The organism is Terriglobales bacterium (assembly GCA_035543055.1).
In the GTDB taxonomy this organism is placed as follows: Bacteria; Acidobacteriota; Terriglobia; order Terriglobales; family Acidobacteriaceae; genus JAIQFD01.
Genome location: DATKKJ010000248.1, coordinates 1 through 18316 on the forward strand (window position 1 = coordinate 1; position 18316 = coordinate 18316).

At 64.5% G+C, this 18316-nt stretch carries 16 protein-coding genes and 1 tRNA gene; 16 read left to right on the forward strand and 1 reads right to left on the reverse strand.

Annotated elements, in window-relative coordinates; genetic code table 11:
* The 16 genes from VMS96_15655 to VMS96_15730 form a co-directional block, all read left to right on the forward strand.
* Positions 1 to 472 (forward strand): EF-Tu/IF-2/RF-3 family GTPase (locus VMS96_15655; protein HVP44861.1); only part of this gene is annotated, 472 nt, incomplete at its 5' end.
* Positions 473 to 486: 14 nt separating this feature from the next.
* The gene (gene rpmG, locus VMS96_15660) at positions 487 to 636 is read left to right on the forward strand and encodes a 50S ribosomal protein L33 (protein HVP44862.1); all 150 of its coding nucleotides are present in this window, start codon (positions 487 to 489) and stop codon (positions 634 to 636) included.
* Between the two features lie 12 nt (positions 637 to 648).
* A tRNA-Trp gene (locus VMS96_15665) sits at positions 649 to 724 on the forward strand.
* Between the two features lie 64 nt (positions 725 to 788).
* Positions 789 to 1031, forward strand: coding sequence for a preprotein translocase subunit SecE (gene secE, locus VMS96_15670; GenBank protein ID HVP44863.1), 243 nt, complete (start codon positions 789 to 791; stop codon positions 1029 to 1031).
* 8 nt (positions 1032 to 1039) lie between these two features.
* Positions 1040 to 1714: a transcription termination/antitermination protein NusG gene (gene nusG, locus VMS96_15675; protein ID HVP44864.1), complete on the forward strand. Its 675-nt coding sequence runs from the start codon at positions 1040 to 1042 to the stop codon at positions 1712 to 1714.
* A 108-nt stretch (positions 1715 to 1822) separates the two neighbouring features.
* Positions 1823 to 2254, forward strand: coding sequence for a 50S ribosomal protein L11 (gene rplK, locus VMS96_15680; GenBank protein ID HVP44865.1), 432 nt, complete (start codon positions 1823 to 1825; stop codon positions 2252 to 2254).
* A 90-nt stretch (positions 2255 to 2344) separates the two neighbouring features.
* Positions 2345 to 3052, forward strand: coding sequence for a 50S ribosomal protein L1 (gene rplA, locus VMS96_15685; GenBank protein ID HVP44866.1), 708 nt, complete (start codon positions 2345 to 2347; stop codon positions 3050 to 3052).
* Between the two features lie 67 nt (positions 3053 to 3119).
* Positions 3120 to 3671: a 50S ribosomal protein L10 gene (gene rplJ, locus VMS96_15690; GenBank protein ID HVP44867.1), complete on the forward strand. Its 552-nt coding sequence runs from the start codon at positions 3120 to 3122 to the stop codon at positions 3669 to 3671.
* Positions 3672 to 3923: 252 nt separating this feature from the next.
* Positions 3924 to 4310, forward strand: a complete 387-nt coding sequence (gene rplL, locus VMS96_15695) for a 50S ribosomal protein L7/L12 (protein ID HVP44868.1) — start codon at positions 3924 to 3926, stop codon at positions 4308 to 4310.
* Positions 4311 to 4621: 311 nt separating this feature from the next.
* Positions 4622 to 9088, forward strand: a complete 4467-nt coding sequence (gene rpoB / locus VMS96_15700; GenBank protein ID HVP44869.1) for a DNA-directed RNA polymerase subunit beta — start codon at positions 4622 to 4624, stop codon at positions 9086 to 9088.
* A gap of 195 nt (positions 9089 to 9283) precedes the next feature.
* The gene (gene rpoC, locus VMS96_15705) at positions 9284 to 13471 is read left to right on the forward strand and encodes a DNA-directed RNA polymerase subunit beta' (GenBank protein ID HVP44870.1); all 4188 of its coding nucleotides are present in this window, start codon (positions 9284 to 9286) and stop codon (positions 13469 to 13471) included.
* A gap of 165 nt (positions 13472 to 13636) precedes the next feature.
* Positions 13637 to 14503 (forward strand): YihY/virulence factor BrkB family protein, encoded by an 867-nt coding sequence (locus VMS96_15710; protein ID HVP44871.1) that lies wholly within the window; start codon positions 13637 to 13639, stop codon positions 14501 to 14503.
* Positions 14504 to 14511: 8 nt separating this feature from the next.
* Positions 14512 to 16053, forward strand: a complete 1542-nt coding sequence (gene pyk, locus VMS96_15715) for a pyruvate kinase (GenBank protein ID HVP44872.1) — start codon at positions 14512 to 14514, stop codon at positions 16051 to 16053.
* A gap of 12 nt (positions 16054 to 16065) precedes the next feature.
* The gene (locus VMS96_15720) at positions 16066 to 16374 is read left to right on the forward strand and encodes an antibiotic biosynthesis monooxygenase (protein HVP44873.1); all 309 of its coding nucleotides are present in this window, start codon (positions 16066 to 16068) and stop codon (positions 16372 to 16374) included.
* 91 nt (positions 16375 to 16465) lie between these two features.
* Entirely contained in the window at positions 16466 to 17311 is an 846-nt protein-coding gene (locus tag VMS96_15725) for a response regulator (protein ID HVP44874.1), read from the forward strand.
* An 11-nt stretch (positions 17312 to 17322) separates the two neighbouring features.
* Positions 17323 to 18090, forward strand: a complete 768-nt coding sequence (locus VMS96_15730) for a tetratricopeptide repeat protein (GenBank protein HVP44875.1) — start codon at positions 17323 to 17325, stop codon at positions 18088 to 18090.
* On the opposite strand, the gene VMS96_15735 is transcribed toward VMS96_15730, so the two are convergent.
* The coding region (locus tag VMS96_15735; GenBank protein ID HVP44876.1) for a hypothetical protein at positions 18083 to 18316 on the reverse strand (234 nt) is incomplete at its 5' end. The two genes, VMS96_15730 and VMS96_15735, sit on opposite strands and share 8 nt — an antisense overlap.

The following is an 18316-nucleotide window of genomic DNA, read 5'->3' on the forward strand; positions in this document are numbered from 1 at the left end:
GGTGGGCGAGGAAGTGGAGATCGTGGGCTTCCGCGAGACCCGCAAGACGGTGGTGACGGGCGTGGAGATGTTCAAGAAGCAGCTGGACGAGGGCATGGCGGGGGACAACGCCGGGCTCTTGCTGCGCGGCACGGGCAAGGACGAGGTGGAGCGGGGCATGGTGATCGCCAAGCCGGGCTCGATCACGCCCCACACCAAGTTCAAGGCCGAGGTGTACGTGCTGTCGAAGGAAGAAGGGGGACGGCACACGCCGTTCTTCAAGGGCTACCGGCCGCAGTTCTACTTCCGGACCACGGACGTGACCGGGGTGGCGGAGCTGCCCACGGGGACGGAGATGGTGATGCCGGGGGACAACGTGGCCCTGACGGTGGAGCTGATCACCCCGGTGGCCATGGAGAAGGGGCTGCGCTTCGCCATCCGCGAAGGCGGACGCACGGTGGGCGCCGGTACCATCTCGGAGATCCTGCAGTGAGGAGCTTCTAAGGTATGCGCGAGATCGTGACATTGCAGTGCAGCGAATGCAAGAACCGGAACTACTCGACCATGAAGAACAAGAAGACCACGCCGGACCGTCTCGAGTTCTCCAAGTTCTGCAAGAAGTGCCGCAAGCACACGCCGCACAAAGAGGTCAAATAGACCGCAGGAATTAGGGGCGTAAGCTCAACGGTTAAACTGCCGGTCTCCAAAACCGGACTTGGGGGTTCGAATCCCTCCGCCCCTGCCAGGACCGGAAGAAGAGTAGGGAAGAGGTAGTCAGGAGTCGAATGGCGAAGTCAGCGATTGCACAAATGGCAGAGAATGGCGGAATCGCAAGCGTCAAGTCGTGGCCGCAGCGGGTCAAGAGCTTCTACACCGACGTCCGCATGGAGATGAAGAAGGTGACGACGCCTTCATTCAAGGAAGTGCGTGCCACCAGCATCGTGGTGATCGTGGCGGTGTTCCTGTTCGGCCTCTACTTCTTCCTGATCGACAACGGGATCAGCTTCGTGGTCAACCGGGTCATCAGGTACGGGCAGACACTGGTCCGGTAAGGCGAGATATGGAAGCAGAAGAGAGAAAGGAATCGACGGTCCCGGAGAACGGGGCCCCTCCCGCCGCCGAGGGCACGGGCGAGGCTGCGGCTCCGGCCGAGGGCGCGCCGACCCCGCCCTCGAACCCGAACATGAAGTGGTACATCGTCCACACCTACTCGGGGTTCGAGCGCAAGGTGAAGGAGTCGCTGGAGTCGCGTATCAGCGCCTTCGGGCTGCAGGACAAGATCGGGCGGGTGCTCATCCCCACCGAGCCGGTGACGGAGGTGCGCGGCGGCAAGAAGTACACCAGCGAGCGCATGTTCTATCCCGGCTACGTGCTGGTGGAGATGGACCTGGCGGGGTTCCGCACCGGCGGTCCCGGCGACCAGGTCTGGCACCTGGTGAAGAACACGCCCCGGGTGACCGGGTTCGTGGGCACGGCCAACGACCCCACGCCGCTGTCGGACGAAGAAGTCAACCAGATCGTCTACCGGGTGAATATCGGCAAAGACAAGCCCAAGCTCAAGGTTAAGTTTGAGAAGAACGAGTCGGTGCGCATCACCGAGGGCCCGTTCGCGACCTTCACCGGAGTGGTGGACGAGGTGAACGAGGACCGCGAGACGCTCAAGGTCATGGTCACCATCTTCGGGCGCGCGACGCCGGTGGAGCTGGAGTTCGGGCAGGTGGAGAAGGTGGCTTAAGCAGTACTCAGTACTCGGTAATCAGTACCCAGTGAGATTCGAGAAGTCCCGAAACGCCGAAGTCGAAAATCCTAGGCTCGGGATGGGGACGGAAAAGGTAAAGAGGAAATGGCGAAGAAGGTAACAGGTCAGGTGAAGTTGCAGATCGCGGCGGGGAAGGCGACCCCGGCGCCGCCGGTGGGTCCCGCGCTGGGCCAGGCGCAGATCAATATCATGGAGTTCTGCAAGCAGTTCAACGCCAGGACCAACGCGCGCGAGCTGGACGGGCTCATCATCCCGGTGGTGGTCACGGTCTATAACGACCGCTCGTTCACCTTCATCACCAAGACGCCCCCGGCGTCCATCCTGCTGAAGCGGGCGGCGGGCATCGCCAAGGGTTCGGGCACCCCCAACAAGGACAAGGTGGGCAAGGTCACGGAGAAGCAGGTGGAGGAGATCGCCAAGCAGAAGATGCCGGACCTGAATGCGGCCAGCCTGGAGGCGGCGGTGAAGAGCGTGAAGGGAACGGCGCGATCCATGGGGATCGAGGTAACGGCGTAGCGAGTACCAAGTACTCAGTACCAAGTACCAAGTCGAAGACACCACGGCACGCGGAACATTGCGGGGCGGTGGGAGACGGAGAAGAAGTAAATGAGAAAAGCAGGCAAGAACATCACCAAGGCGAGGGCGGCGGTGGAGAAGCGAGCCTACGTGCTGCAGGACGCCGTGCCGCTGCTGCAGAAGGTCAAGTACGCCAAGTTCGACGAGACGGTGGAGGTCACGCTGCGCCTGGGGGTCGATCCCAAGCACGCCGACCAGATGGTGCGGGGCACGGTGGTGCTGCCGCACGGGCTGGGCAAGTCGAAGAAGGTGCTGGTGATCTGCGGCGCCGACAAAGTGAGGGAAGCGGAGAGCGCGGGCGCGGATTTCGTCGGCGGCGAAGACATGGTGGAGAAGATCCAGAAGGAGAACTGGACCGACTACGACGCCGTGGTGGCGACGCCGGACATGATGCGGTCGGTGGGCAAGCTGGGCAAGGTGCTCGGTCCCCGCGGCCTGATGCCCAACCCGAAGACGGGCACGGTCACCATGGACGTGGCCCGCGCGGTGCAGGAAGTGAAGGCCGGCAAGGTCGAGTTCCGCACCGACAAGACGGCGCTGGTGCACGTGCCGGTGGGCAAGATGTCGTTCGAGGCGCAGAAGCTGATCGACAACGCCACTACCGTGATCTCGAGCATCATCAAGGCCAAGCCGGCGGCGGCCAAGGGCAAGTACATCAAGGGCGCGACCCTGTCGTCCACCATGGGTCCGGGCATCCAGATCGACGTGGCGCCGGTGGAAGCGGCAGCGAAAGCGTAGTCGCGAAAAGCAGGTCCCTCACGGCTGAAGCCGTTCGGGATGACAAAAGTTTAGAAAAGGAACCGAGATGGCGGTCACGAAAGCGAAGAAGATCGAACTGGCAGAGGCGCTGGGCAAGGAGCTGGGCGGGGCCGAGACGGCGGTCCTGGCGACGTTCTCGAAGCTGAAGGCGGCGCAGGCGGAAGAGTTGCGCAAGACCATCCGCGGGGCGGGCGCCAAGTATCGCGTGATCAAGAACACCCTGGCCTCGCGCGCGGCCAAGGGCACCAAGGTGGAAGAGGCGCTGAAGGGCCTGAAGGGCGTGACCTCGATCGCCTACACCTCGGGCGACCCGGTGGCCCTGGCCAAGGCGCTGCAGAAGTACGCCAAGGACAATCCGGAGGTCAGCTTCAAGGCCGTAGTGCTGGAAGGCAAGGTGATGCCGGCCAAGACGCTGGACAACCTGGCCACCATGCCCTCGCGCGAAGAGATCTTCTCCAAGCTGCTCTTCCTGATCAATGCCCCGGCGCAGCGGCTGGTGACGGTGATGAACGCCGTGGGTCGCGATGTCGCGGTGGTCATCGACCAGGCGGTGAAGGAGAAGAAGTTCAAGGAAGCGGCGGAAGCCGCGTCCGCGTAGTACTCAGTACTCAGTGAGGTTCGGCCAGTCTGCGGGTGCGGTGGATTGGCGAAGGGAGTTTGGGGTGTTCGAGGTCCTTCGGCCTAGCGGCCCCAGGATTTCGGCGGCGGGCTCAGACGCCCGCCAAACGCCTCAAGTTATCGGTTGGCACGTGTTCCGCGGCCTATTGTCTGGTAGGTGGCGGACTGGAAACGGCGTCAGCGGATAACGATTCAGCACAATCGACAACTATCGGATTAGGAGAAACAGACAATGGCGGACTTGCAGCAGTTGGAAGAACAGATCGTAGGGCTGAGCCTGCTGGATGCGGCCCAGCTGGTGAAGAAGCTCGAGGAGCGCCTCGGCGTTTCGGCCGCGGCGGCAGCCCCGGTGGTCATGCAGGGCGGCGGCGCAGGCCCGGCGGCGGGCCCGGCCGCGGCCGAAGAGAAGACCGAATTCACGGTCGTGCTCAAGGAAGTGGGGGCCAACAAGATCAACGTGATCAAGGCCGTCCGCGAAGTCACCAGCCTGGGCCTGAAGGAAGCCAAGGACCTGGTGGACGGCGCGCCCAAGACCGTGAAGGAAGGGGTCTCCAAGGAAGAGGCCGAGACCATCAAGAAGAAGTTCACCGAGGCGGGCGCGACGGTTGAAGTGAAATAGTCGCCAGTCGTCGGTCATCAGTCGTCAGCAGGAAGACGGCTGCAGTTGAATCCGTGAGGGTGGTGAAGACATCAATATGTTCGCCATCCTCGCGAACAGCATCAGCAGTGCCGGCCCAGCCGGCGAGGATAGGCCAGCACCCACGGCGCGGAAACACACAATCGAAGCAAGGCCAAGCGCCTTTGATGGCGCCTGCGGGGAACCTTGTCCCTGCGGGCGCGAACGTGTTTTCGCGGCCGAGGGCACTCGCACCACGTAAGTTTCGCTGCACAGCCGAGAGCGGCTGTGCCACACAAGTTCAGGAGTCAGGAATGCCGAACAAAAGCAACGCCTTCCGCAAGCGGCTCGATTTTTCCAAGATCCCGGCGACCATCCAGATCCCCAACCTGATCGAGGTGCAGAAGCGCTCCTACGACCGCTTCCTGCAGATGGACCGGCTGCCGAGCGAGCGCGACGATGCGGGATTGCAGGCGGTCTTCCAGTCCGTGTTCCCCATCTCGGACTTCCGCAACGTCTCCCAGTTGGAGTTCGTGGACTACGCCATCGGCAACTGGGAGTGCAAGTGCGGCCACCTGAAGGGGCTGCACCACCTGCGCACCACCTGCCGGAACTGCGGCTCCACGGTCATCACCGACCCGTTCCACCCGGGCGACGTGTTGTGCGGCAAGTGCGGCACCTATAACGCCAACACGCCCGACTTCTGCAACAAGTGCGGCGACCCGGTCGGGCTGCAGCTGAAGTACGACGTGACCGAGTGCGAGGAACGCGGCATGACCTACTCCGCGCCCCTGAAGGTCACGATCCGCCTGACCATCTACGAGAAGGACCCGGAGACCGGCAACAAGTCGATCCGCGACATCAAGGAGCAGGAAGTCTTCTTCGGCGACATCCCGCTGATGACGCAGAACGGCACCTTCATCATCAACGGCACCGAGCGCGTGATCGTCAGCCAGCTGCACCGGTCGCCGGGCGTGTTCTTCGAGACCGCCAACAACCGCACCTACTTCCTGGGCAAGATCATCCCCTACCGGGGCTCGTGGGTGGAGTTCGAGTACGACCAGAAGAACATCCTGTATGTGCGCATCGACCGCAAGCGCAAGTTCCTGGGGACCATCTTCCTGCGCGCCCTGGGCCTGCGCTCGGACGAGGACATCCTGCGCACCTTCTACACGGTGGACAAGATCGCGCTGCGCGACAAGAAGATCTATTGGACGCTGGAGCCGGGCATCGAGCGGCCCACCAACCTGCTGGGACTGAAGCTGGCGCACAGCATCAAGAGCAAGGGCGGCGACGAGATCGCCCACTCCGGGCGCAAGATCACGCCCTCGATCCTGAAGGAGATCCAGAAGGCCAGGATCACCGAGATCGAGGTGGACACCACCGACCTGGAAGGGGCCTTCACCGCCGCCGACATCGTGGACACCAGCAGCGGCGAGGTGCTGCTGGAATCGAACAGCGAGATCACGGCCGACAAGCTGGCCAAGCTGATCGACGCCGGCATCAGCGAGCTGCACGTGTTCTTCCCCGAGCGCGACGACGTGGGCACGGTGCTGTCGGCGACGCTGCGCCGCGACAACGTCAAGACCCCGCAGGAAGCTCTGATCGAGATCTACCGCAAGCTGCGCCCGGGCGATCCGCCGACCCTGGACACCGCCACCTCACTGTTCCACGGCATGTTCTTCGATTCGCGCAAGTACGACTTCTCGCGGGTGGGGCGGCTGAAATTCAACATCAAGCTGTTCGAGAAGAACGACGCCACCAACCTGGACAGCCGCACCCTGGAGCCGGAGGACTTCTACCAGACCATCCGCTACCTGCTGAAGCTGCGCAAGAGCATCGGCAACGTGGACGACATCGACCACCTGGGCAACCGCCGGGTGCGGGCGGTGGGCGAGCTGCTGGAGAACCAGTTCCGCATCGGCTTGGTGCGCATGGAGCGCGCCATCAAGGAAAAGATGAGCGTGTACCAGGAGATGTCGACGGCCATGCCGCACGACCTGGTGAACGCCAAGCCGGTGATGGCAGCCATCCGCGAGTTCTTCGGGTCCTCGCAGCTGTCGCAGTTCATGGACCAGACCAACCCGCTGTCGGAGATCACGCACAAGCGGCGGCTCTCGGCCCTGGGGCCGGGTGGGTTGAGCCGGGAGCGGGCCGGGTTCGAGGTGCGCGACGTGCACCCGACGCACTACGGCCGCATCTGCCCCATCGAGACGCCGGAAGGCCCGAACATCGGCCTGATCTCGTCGCTGTCGTGCTACGCGCGGATCAACGACTACGGGTTCATCGAGTCGCCCTACCGGCGGGTGAAGACCGGCCGGGTGCTCGACTTCGTGAGCGTGGTGAACGCCGGCGACAGCGAGTACCGCGTCGGTGACCACATCGAGAAGCACGAGGTGCAGCGGGGCAACGCCGACCTGAAGGAGCGGCGGCGGCGCCAGGTCGACTGCGAGCCGTACTCCTTCTACCTCTCGGCGTGGGAGGAGGACCGGCACGTGATCGCACAGGCCAACGTCGAGCTGGACGACAAGGGGCGCATCGTCCCCGAGCTGGTGAACGCGCGCAAGGCCGGCAACTTCGTGCTGGTGCCGCGCGACGAGGTGGACTACATCGACGTCAGCCCCAAGCAGCTGGTGAGCGTGGCGGCGTCGCTGGTGCCGTTCCTGGAGCACGACGACGCCAACCGCGCGCTGATGGGCGCCAACATGCAGCGCCAGTCGGTGCCGCTGCTGCGGGCCGAAGCCCCGCTGGTGGGCACGGGTATGGAGGGTGTGACCGCGCGCGATTCGGGCGCGGTGGTGCTGGCGCGGCGCGCCGGCATCGTGGACTCGGTGGACTCCGAGCGCATCATCGTGCGCGTCGAGGGCGAGCACCATCCCGGGCAGCTCTCCCGCGAGGTGGGCTCCGACATCTACACCCTGACCAAGTTCAAGCGCTCGAACCAGAACACCTGCATCAACCAGAAGCCGATCGTGAAGAAGGGCCAGCGGGTGGCCAAGGGGACGGTGATCGCCGACGGCCCCTGCACCGACCACGGCGAGCTGGCGCTGGGACGCAACGTCCTGGTCGCCTTCATGCCGTGGCGCGGCTACAACTTCGAGGACGCCATCCTGGTCTCGGAAAAACTGGTGAAGGAGGACTACTACACGTCCATCCACATCGAGGAATTCGAGATCGAGGCGCGCGACACCAAGCTGGGGCCGGAGGAGATCACCCGCGACATCCCCAACGTGAGCGAATCGGCGCTGCGCGACCTGGACGAGAGCGGCATCATCCGCATCGGGGCGACGGTGAAGGCGGGCGACATCCTGGTGGGCAAGGTCACGCCCAAGGGCGAGACCCAGCTCACCCCGGAAGAGAAGCTGCTGCGCGCCATCTTCGGGGAGAAGGCCGGCGACGTGCGCGACGCCTCGCTCACCTGCCCTCCGGGCATCGAGGGCACGATCGTGGACGTCAAGATCTTCTCCCGCAAGGGACAGGAGAAGGACGAGCGCGCCAAGGCCATCGAGGCCATGCAGGTGGAGAAGCTGGAGAAGAACCTCTCGGACGAGATCCGCATCCTGACCGACGAGCGGCTGAAGCGCCTGGAGGCCATCCTGGGCAATAAGGAAGTCCAGGCCGACCTGCACGACGAGCGCACCAACAAGCGCTTGCTGACCAAGGGCACGGTGCTGGACCGGGAGACCATCGAGCGCATCTCGACCCGCAACCTGAAGCGCATCAAGTTCGCCGACAAGGACCCGCGGGTGAACGAGCAGATCGACGAGATCGAGGAGATGACCTCGCGGCAGATCGACGTGTTGCGCAAGATCGTCAACGAGAAGATCGCGAAACTGCAGAAGGGCGATGAGCTGCCGCCGGGCGTCATCAAGCTGGTGAAGGTGTACATCGCCATGAAGCGCAAGCTGAGCGTGGGCGACAAGATGGCGGGCCGCCACGGGAACAAGGGCGTGATCGCCCGCATCCTGCCCGACGAGGACATGCCGTACCTGGCCGACGGGACGGCGGTGGAGATCGTGCTCAACCCGCTGGGCGTGCCCAGCCGCATGAACGTGGGGCAGATCCTGGAGACGCACCTGGGCTGGGCCGGGCACGAGCTGGGCACCCGCATCAGCGCGCTGCTCAAGGAGAACTCGCGCGCCGAACTCATCCGCCGCGAACTGAAGAACATCTTCAAGGACTCGCCCTTTGTGGACGAGCTGGCGGACCTGGACGACGAGCAGCTGGAGTCCATCGCCCGCGGCATGGAGAAGGGCGCGTACTTCTCCTCGCCAGTGTTCGACGGCTCCAAGGAGCACGAGATCAAGGCCCTGCTGGGCGAGGCCGGCCTGCCCACCTCGGGCAAGACCGAGCTCTACGACGGCATGACCGGGGAGAAGTTCGAACAGCCGGTCACCGTGGGCTACATCTACATGCTGAAGCTGTCGCACCTGGTGGACGACAAGATCCACGCGCGGTCGATCGGGCCGTATTCGCTGATCACCCAGCAGCCGCTGGGCGGCAAAGCGCAGTTCGGTGGCCAGCGCTTCGGCGAGATGGAAGTCTGGGCGCTGGAAGCCTACGGGGCAGCCTACATCCTGCAGGAACTGCTGACCGCGAAGTCCGACGACGTCTATGGCCGCACCAAGATCTACGAGGCCATCGTCAAGGGCGAGGCGGCCATCGAGCCGGGCGTGCCGGAATCGTTCAACGTGCTGATCCGCGAGTTGCAGTCGCTGTGCCTGGACGTGGAGCTGATCATCACGCAGAAGAAACCGCTGGCCACGGCCGCGGCGGACTAGGGAAGTGTGCAGTGGCCGGTGGGCAGTGGACAGGGAGCCCATCGGCTGCTTGCCGAAAAGTTCTGGTATACGCGCCGTTTCGAGTCGCTCCGATCGAGACTGGCGGATCTGAGACTGGCCACTGAGCACTGACCTCTGGCCACTGGCAATCGGAGCCGCTGGCGGCGCGCGTTGGCGCCGCAATCGGAGGACACTTTGTACCGCACGAGCCCGTTCGATCTGGGGAACAACATCACGGACTTCGACTCCATCCGCATCAGCCTGGCCTCGCCGGAGAAGATCCGGAGCTGGTCGCACGGAGAAGTGACGAAGCCGGAGACTATCAACTACCGCACCTTCAAGCCGGAGCGCGACGGGCTGTTCTGCGCCCGCATCTTCGGCCCGGTCACCGACTGGGAGTGCCTGTGCGGCAAGTACAAGCGGATGAAGCACCGGGGCGTGATCTGCGACAAGTGCGGCGTCGAGGTCACGCTGTCGAAGGTGCGGCGCGAGCGTCTGGGGCACATCGAGCTGGCTTCGCCCTGCTCGCACGTGTGGTTCTTCAAGGGCCTGCCCTCGCGCATCGGCCACCTGCTCGACATCTCCCTGCGCGACCTGGAGTCGGTGCTTTACTTCGAGGCCTACGTGGTGGTGGAGCCGGGCGACGCCCCGGTGAAGGACCGCGAGGTCATCAAGGAAGAGGCGCGCTTCCGCGAGCTCGACCAGCAGTACCGGCCCACCGGCTTCAAGGCCATGATGGGCGCCGAGGCCATCAAGGAGCTGCTCAAGCGGGTGGAGGTGGAGACGCTCTCCAACGAGCTGCGGGAGAAGATGAAGCACGAGACCTCGGTGCAGAAGCGGCTGAAGTACGCCAAGCGCCTGAAGGTGGTCGAGGCTTTCCGCAAAAGCGGCAACAAGCCGCAGTGGATGATCCTGGACGTGATCCCGGTCATCCCGCCGGAGCTGCGTCCCCTGGTTCCGCTGGACGGCGGCCGCTTCGCGACCTCGGACCTGAACGACCTGTATCGCCGGGTCATCAACCGCAACAACCGGCTGAAAAAGCTGATGGACCTGCACGCCCCCGAGGTCATCGTGCGCAACGAGAAGCGCATGCTGCAGGAGGCGGTGGACGCGCTGTTCGACAACGGGCGCCGCGGCCGGGTGTTGCGCGGGGCCAACAACCGCCCGCTCAAGTCGCTCTCCGACACCCTCAAGGGCAAGCAGGGCCGCTTCCGCCAGAACCTGCTGGGCAAGCGCGTGGACTACTCCGGGCGCTCGGTCATCGTGGTCGGCCCCGAGCTCAAGCTGCACCAGTGCGGCCTGCCCAAGAAGATGGCGCTGGAGCTGTTCAAGCCCTTCATCTATCACCGCCTGGAGCAGACCGGGCAGTGCACCACCATCAAGCAGGCCAAAGAGATGGTGGAGCAGCAGGTTTCGGTGGTGTGGGACATCCTGGAAGAGGTGATCAAGGACCATCCGGTGCTGCTGAACCGCGCCCCTACCCTGCACCGCCTGGGCATCCAGGCCTTCGAGCCGGTGCTGGTGGAAGGCAAGGCCATCAAGATCCACCCTCTGGTGTGCACGGCGTTCAACGCGGACTTCGACGGCGATCAGATGGCGGTGCACATCCCGCTGTCGCCGGAGGCGCAGATCGAGGCCAGCGTGCTGATGCTGTCGTCGCACAACATCCTGTCGCCGGCGTCGGGCCAGCCCATCACCGTGCCCACCCAGGACATGGTGCTCGGGCTCTACTACCTGACCAAGTCCAGGCAGGGGGCCCGGGGCGAGGGCCGCGCCTTCGCCAACATCGAGGAGGTGCTGCTGGCGCTGGAGGCCAAGGAAGTCGAGACCCTCACCCCCATCCGCCTGCGCTACAGCGGCGAGGTCATCGACCTGACCACGGCCTACGACGACCAGGACGTGGTACACACCGAGCCGGTGAAGTTCGAGCGGCAGTACATCAACACCACCGTCGGCCGGGTGATCCTGAACGACCACCTGCCCTCCGCCATGCCGTACATCAACGGCCTGCTGAAGAAGAAGGGCATCGGGGCGCTGGTGAACTACTGCTACCTGCGCTTCGGGCTGGAGACCACGGTCAGGATGCTGGACGGCATCAAGGACCTGGGCTTCCGCTTCGCCACCCGGGCCGGCCTGTCGATCGGCATCGACGACATGCTCATCCCCAAAGACAAGGCCGACCTGGTGAAGGCCGCCGAGAAGCAGGTGATCGCGGTGCAGCAGCAGTACCTGGACGGCGCCATCACCAACGGCGAGCGCTACAACAAGGTCATCGAGATCTGGTCCAACGTCACCGAGCAGGTGGCGGACGAGATGTTCGGGGTGATGCAGGAGCAGGACAAGACCGGGCAGATCAACCCCATCTACGTCATGGCCGACTCCGGCGCCCGCGGCTCGAAGCAGCAGATCCGCCAGCTCTCCGGCATGCGCGGCCTGATGGCCAAGCCCTCGGGCGAGATCATCGAGACCCCGATCACGGCCAACTTCCGTGAGGGGCTGACCGTGCTGCAGTACTTCATCTCGACCCACGGCGCGCGCAAGGGCCTGGCTGACACCGCGCTGAAGACGGCGGACTCGGGCTACCTGACCCGCCGGCTGGTGGACGTGGCCCAGGACGTGATCGTCAGCGAGAACGATTGCGGTACGCTGGACGGCATCTACGTGGGCAGCATCGTCGAGTCGGGCGAGATCATCGAGCCGCTGCGCGACCGCATCGTCGGCCGCGTCTCGCTGGAGAAGATCAAGGACTACGAAGGCAACGTGATCGTGGACGTCAACCAGGAGATCACGGAGGAGCTGGCCGGCGCCATCCAGGCGGCGGGCATCGAGCGGGTGAAGATCCGCTCGGTGCTGACCTGCGAATCCAAGCGCGGGGTGTGCGTGGCCTGCTATGGGCGCAACCTGGCGTCGGGACGGCTGGTGGAGCTGGGCGAAGCCACCGGCGTGATCGCCGCCCAATCCATCGGCGAGCCGGGCACGCAGCTCACTATGCGTACCTTCCACATCGGCGGCACCGCGTCGCGGGTCAGCGAGCAGTCACGCCTGGAGGCCAAGAACAACGGCGCCATCCGCTTCGTGAACCTGCAGACGGTGCGCGCCAAGGAAGGCCACCTGGTGGTCATGAACCGCAACGGCTCCGTCACCGTGCTCGACGAGAAGGGGCGCGAGAAAGAGCGCTACTCCATCGTGTACGGCGCCAAGGTGAAGGTCGAGGACGGGGCCCCGGTGCAGATGGGCCAGGCGCTGGTGGAGTGGGACCCGTACACCTTCTCCATCCTGACCGAGATCGGCGGGTCGGCCACCTTCAAGGACCTGCAGGAAGGCATCACCCTGCACGAAGAAGTGGACGAGGTCACGGGCCTGTCGCGGCACGTGGTGGCGGAGTCGCCGGACGAGAAGCGGCAGCCGGCCATCGTGGTGAAGGGCAAGACCAACAAGCGCTACCTGATGCCGTCACGCGCCCACCTCATGGTGCAGGACGGCGACACCGTGTATCCCGGCGACGTGCTGGCCAAGATCCCGCGCGAGACCACCAAGACCAAGGACATCACCGGCGGCCTGCCGCGAGTGGTGGAGCTGTTCGAGGCCCGCAAGCCGCGCGAGACCGCGGTCATCAGCGAGATCGACGGCGCGGTCAAGTTCGGCGAGATCACCAAGGGCTACCGCAAGATCTACGTGGTGGCCGACAACGGCACGGAGAAGGAGTACCAGGTGCCGCGCGGCGTGCACGTCAACGTGCAGGAAGGCGAGCGCGTCCGGGCGGGCGAGCCGCTCATGGACGGCCCGCTCAACCCCCACGACATCCTGGCGGTGCTGGGCGAGAAGGAGCTCCAATCCTACCTGGTGAACGAGATCCAGGAGGTTTACCGGCTACAGGGCGTCAACATCTCCGACAAGCACATCGAGGTGATCGTGCGGCAGATGATGCGCTGGGTGAAGGTGGAGGACGTGGGCGATACCAGCTTCCTGCTGGAGCAGCAGGTGGACAAGTTCCGCTTCCGCGAGGAGAACGAGCGGGTGATCGCGCAGGGCGGCAAGCCGGCCACCGGCCGGCCGCTGCTGCTGGGCATCACCAAGGCGTCGCTCTCCACCGACTCGTTCATCTCGGCGGCGTCGTTCCAGGAGACCACGCGGGTGCTCACCGAAGCCAGCATCAACGGCATGGTGGACCACCTGCGCGGCCTGAAGGAGAACGTCATCGTGGGCCGGCTGATCCCCGCGGGCACGGGCATGGAGTACTACCGGAACGTGAAGCTCTCGCCCGAGCTCGAGGAACAGGCGGCCAAGGTGCAGGAGCAGGTGTCGCGCGAGTACGAGGAAGCCGAGCGCGCCCTGGAGCTGCTGCGCCACGAGGGCGAGACCGAGGAGATGGCGGCGGAGTAGCCGCCAGTCGGCGTCGTCATTCATCAGCGGGGGCGTAAGCCCCCGCGCTCCTTTTTGGTAGAGACGCCCGAAAAGGGGAGCTTCAATCACGGTTGGCGAATTGTTTACCTCAAACAAAAGCGTAACTGACAACGGGGCTGGCCTTCCGATAGGCTATGCGGGCCTATGGTGCGCATCCTAAGGCCGCTGCAGAAGGCCCTCTGGCAGGGACTGCAGCACGACATCTTCGCCGTCGCCAAGGCGGCGGCGTATTCCCAGATCCTGACCCTGTTTCCGGTGCTGCTGGTGGTGGCGTCGGCAGTGGCGGCCACGTCGGCCTCGGGGGAATACCTGAATCAGGTGTCGTACGCGTTGGAGCAGATCCTGCCCTCAGGCGCCGCCACGACTACCCGCTACCTCGACGCCGCCCAGCATCGCCCCCTGGGAACGCTGATCCCCACTTCCCTGATCACGCTGTGGACGTCCTCGGGCATCTTTGTCTCGTGGATGGACGGTTTCCGGAGGGCCTACGGCCTGCCCAAGACGTGGGGACTGGTGAAGGAGAGGTTCGTCGCCTTTTTCCTGGTTTTCCTGACCTTCGCTCCCATGGTCTTCGCCACCATACTGGTGGTGTTCGGGAACCAGATCGAAACCTGGATGGTCTTCCACAGCAGCCACGAGCTCGGCTTTTACATCCTGGCGCTTTGGGCCTTCGGACGCTGGGTGATCGCGGTGGTGACCAGCGTGGTGGTGCTCCAGCTCATCTATCACTGGGCGATCCCGCGCACCGACCCCTGGCATAACGCGCTGCCGGGTGCGGGGCTGGCCACGGCATTGTGGTTTCCGGCTACTTCGCTGTTCGGCTGGTACCTGCGGCACTTCTCCACGTACAGCCTCATCTATGGCTCCCTGGCCACCAGCATCGCGCTGCTGGTGTGGATGTACATCATCTCGGTGATCGTCCTGCTGGGAGCGGAGTTCAACGCGCAGCTCTTCCCCAAGGCGGCATCGGGCAAGGTCCCGGCACAAGAGAAGGAACTTCAGGTACGCTAACGAGGCCCATGACACTGAGGGAACTGCAGGAAGAGGCAAGACCGCGGGCGGGCGAAAGCGCGCAGCCACGCGTCTGGCGCAAGGCCAAGATCGTGTGCACCATCGGGCCTTCCAGCAGCTCGGAGGCGATGCTGCGGGAGCTGATGCGGCTGGGCATGGATGTGGCGCGGCTGAATTTCTCCCACGGCACGCACGAGGAGCACGCCCGGGTGATCGAGCGCATCCGCCGCTCCGCAGAGAGGGAAGGCCGTTCCCTCTGCATCCTCCAGGACTTGCAGGGCCCGAAGATTCGCACCGGGCGGCTGAAGCACCGCACCCCGGTGGCGCTGAAAGCTGGCTCCAAGGTCACGATCACGCCCCGGGACGTGCCGGGCACGGCTTCGCTGCTCTCGACCACCTACAGCGAGCTGGCCCGCGACGCGGAGCCGGGCTCGCGGATACTGCTCTCCGACGGCCTCATCGAGCTGCGGGTGCGCGCCGTCCACGGCGACGACGTGGAGTGCGAGGTCATCAACGGCGGCCTGCTGGGTGAGCACAAGGGCATCAACCTGCCGGGCGCCGCCATGAGCGTGCCCGCGATCTCCGAAAAGGACATGGCGGACATCGCCTTCGGCCTCAAGCACGGGGTGGACGCCATCGCCGCCTCCTTCATCCGGACGGCGGAGGACGTGCTCGCCGCCAAGCGCTACATCAGCGCCAAGGGCGGGACCCAGCCGGTCATCGCCAAGCTGGAAAAGCCGCAGGCTATCGAGCACCTGGAAGAGATCTTCGACGCGGCCGACGGGGTGATGGTGGCGCGCGGCGACCTGGGGGTGGAGGTGCCACCGGAAAAGGTGCCGGTGATCCAGAAGCACATCATCCGGCGGGCGGCGGAGTGGCGCAAGCCGGTCATCACCGCCACCCAGATGCTGGAGAGCATGATCGAGAACCCGCGGCCCACCCGGGCCGAGGCCAGCGACGTGGCCAACGCCATCTTCGATGGCACCGACGCGGTGATGCTCTCGGCGGAGTCGGCCAGCGGCAAGTACCCGCGCGAAGCCGTGGCTATGATGGCGAAGATCATCGTCGAGACCGAGGGCCACATGCTCAACGGGCAGGGGCAGCGGCATCGCCGCAGCGCGCGGCGGCTGTCCATCCAGGAGACCATCTGCGAATCGGTCGCGCACGCCGCCCAGGACCTGGAGATGAGCGCCATCGCGGTGTTCACCGAGACCGGGACGACGGCGCGATTGATCTCCAAGTATCGCCCCAAGGCGCACATCTTCGCCTTCACCAGCAACCAGGCGGTCTGCAACCGGATGAGCCTGCTGTGGGGAGTGCGTCCCAGCCTGTGCGAGGTCGCTCCCTCGGCCGAGGACATGCTGCGGGTGGCGCAGACGGAGCTCCTGCACAACGGGGCGGTGCATCCCGGCGACGTCATGGGTATCGTGGCCGGGACGCAAAGGTCGTCGGGCTCCACCAATTTCATGCGCCTGCACGTGGTCGGCGCGTCCGAAGCCGCCGGGCCCGGGCGGCGCCGCGTGCCCCGGCAGGAACGCGGAAAGCGATAAAGCGAGGTCATCATGGAGATCATGGCGATGGCCATCTTCGTGGCCCGGGAAGGCAAGGAAGGCGAGCTGTTCGCGGTGGTGCGCGAGTTCTATTCCATGCTGCGCCGCAAAGGCTACAGCCGCGACCTGCTTTACCGCGACGTCAAGAACCCGCGCCGCTTCATCCACCTGCGCTATTGGAAGTCGGAGGAGACCCGTGCCGAGGCCCACGAGGACCCCGACGTCCACCGCTTCTGGCAACGGATGGGCCTGCTGTGCGACATGGAGTCGGTGACCGAGCGCATGGAAGAGCTCGACTGGCAGGCCGAAGCCGCGGACTGACTCGGTTCAAAACTCCGGGAAAACTTGAGTAACCAGCACGGCTCAGGATGCGCTTGCGGCGGAGCGCCTTTCAGAGCACAATGCCGCCTACATGGAAGCTGGAATCGTCACCAAAGCCAAGCGGGTGCTGATCGCGGAGGACGACGTCACCCTGGCGACTGCCCTGACCAAGCTTCTGGAGCAGGCGGGCTTTGAGGCCACTTCGGCGTTCGACGGCCGCGAGGCCCTGGACGAGCTGCAGCGCCAGCCCTACGACCTGCTGGTGCTCGATATCCGCATGCCCGTGGTCGACGGTTTCCAGGTGATGGAGAGCCTGCAGAAGGCAGCCCCCCGGCCCAAGGTCATCGTCATCACCGCCGACACCGCCCAGGAAACCGTGCTCCAGGCCATGAAGGAGCAGGTGTACCAGTTCGTCCCCAAGCCCTTCTCGCTGCGGGCGCTGGTGCAGATGGTAGGCAACGCGCTGAACGAGGACGTTCCCCCCATCGAGGTGGTTTCGGCGCGGCCGCACTGGGTGGAACTGCTGGTGCCCTGCCATCGCGAGACCGCGGAGCGCATCACCAACTTCATGGCCCAGGTGAAGGGCGACCTTCCCCAGGAGGTGCGCGACTCCGTCGGCCAGGCGTTTCGCGAGATGCTGCTCAACGCCGTGGAGTGGGGCGGGCGCTTCGATCCCAGCCGCAAGGTGCGCATCGCCTACCTGCGCGCCAACCGCATGGTCATGTACCGCATCGCCGACCCCGGCGCCGGCTTCACCTTCAAAGAGCTGGCCCATGCCGCGATCGCCTATCCCGACGATCCCATCGCCCACATGAAGGTGCGCGAGGAGAAGGGCCTGCGGCCCGGCGGCTTCGGCATCCTGCTCACCCGCAGCGTGGTCGATGAGCTCATCTACAACGAGAAGCACAATGAGGTGGTGCTGATCAAGTACCTGTAAGCCGTATTCATATGCGGAGATTCGCGCTCATAGCAGTCATCATCGTGTGGTGTGCGTTGGCGTTCGCTACATCGGCACAGGATGCCAGAAGCGAACTGAATGCCGGTGTCGAAGCATACAAGGCGGGACGCCTAGATGAAGCGGTCACGCATTTTCAAGCGGTTGTCTTATTGGAACCGCAACTCCTCGTGGGTCACCTTTATCTGGGTACGGCACTTGCACAGCAGTATGTGCCAGGAGTCGAGGAGCCTAGTAACAAACAGATCGCCGAGCATGCGCTTGAAGAGTTTCACAAAGTGCTTGATCTCGATGCCGACAATCTGAACGCACTAAAGGCGATTGGTGCGTTGTCGTTTCAGCTGAAGCGATTCGAAGAGGCCCGGCAGTATCAGGAGAAAGTGATCGCCCATGACCCGAAGGACGAGGCAGCGTATTACACGATTGGCGTGATTCGTTGGATAGAGAGCTACCAGCCCCGGATGGAGCTGAGGTCGAAGCTTGGCCTTAAGCCTGACGAAGCATTGATCTTGCTGCCGGAATGCGGACAGGTCCGTGAAGCGAATTGGGACAAGGTGGAGGCCGGAATCCGCTCCCTCTCGCGTGCCCTTGGATTGCGGCCAGACTACGACGACGCGATGGCCTACCTTAATCTGCTTTACCACGAACGAGCCGATCTCCAGTGTGGTGATCCGGTTGCGCGCGAGAAAGATCTCGCGACCGCCGACGAGTGGGTTGACAAGACCATGCAGGTCAAGAGAGCAAAGCGCCGGCCTAATTGACCCAAGGCCCGCGGTGCTCGCCGTTGCCGCGGTCGCGCTCGTCGTCCTTGCCCGGGCCGATGTAGTTCCCGTACTCGTCGAAGTGCACGGTGCGGTCGTGCTTGCGCATGTAAACCTCGAACTTGCGGGCGGCGCGCCTGCGCTTCCAGCGGTAATACCAGTTGCGCAGGCCGTAAAACCTCTCCGAAGTGCGTCCCACGGGCGTCTTGTAGGGGAAGAGCTTGAC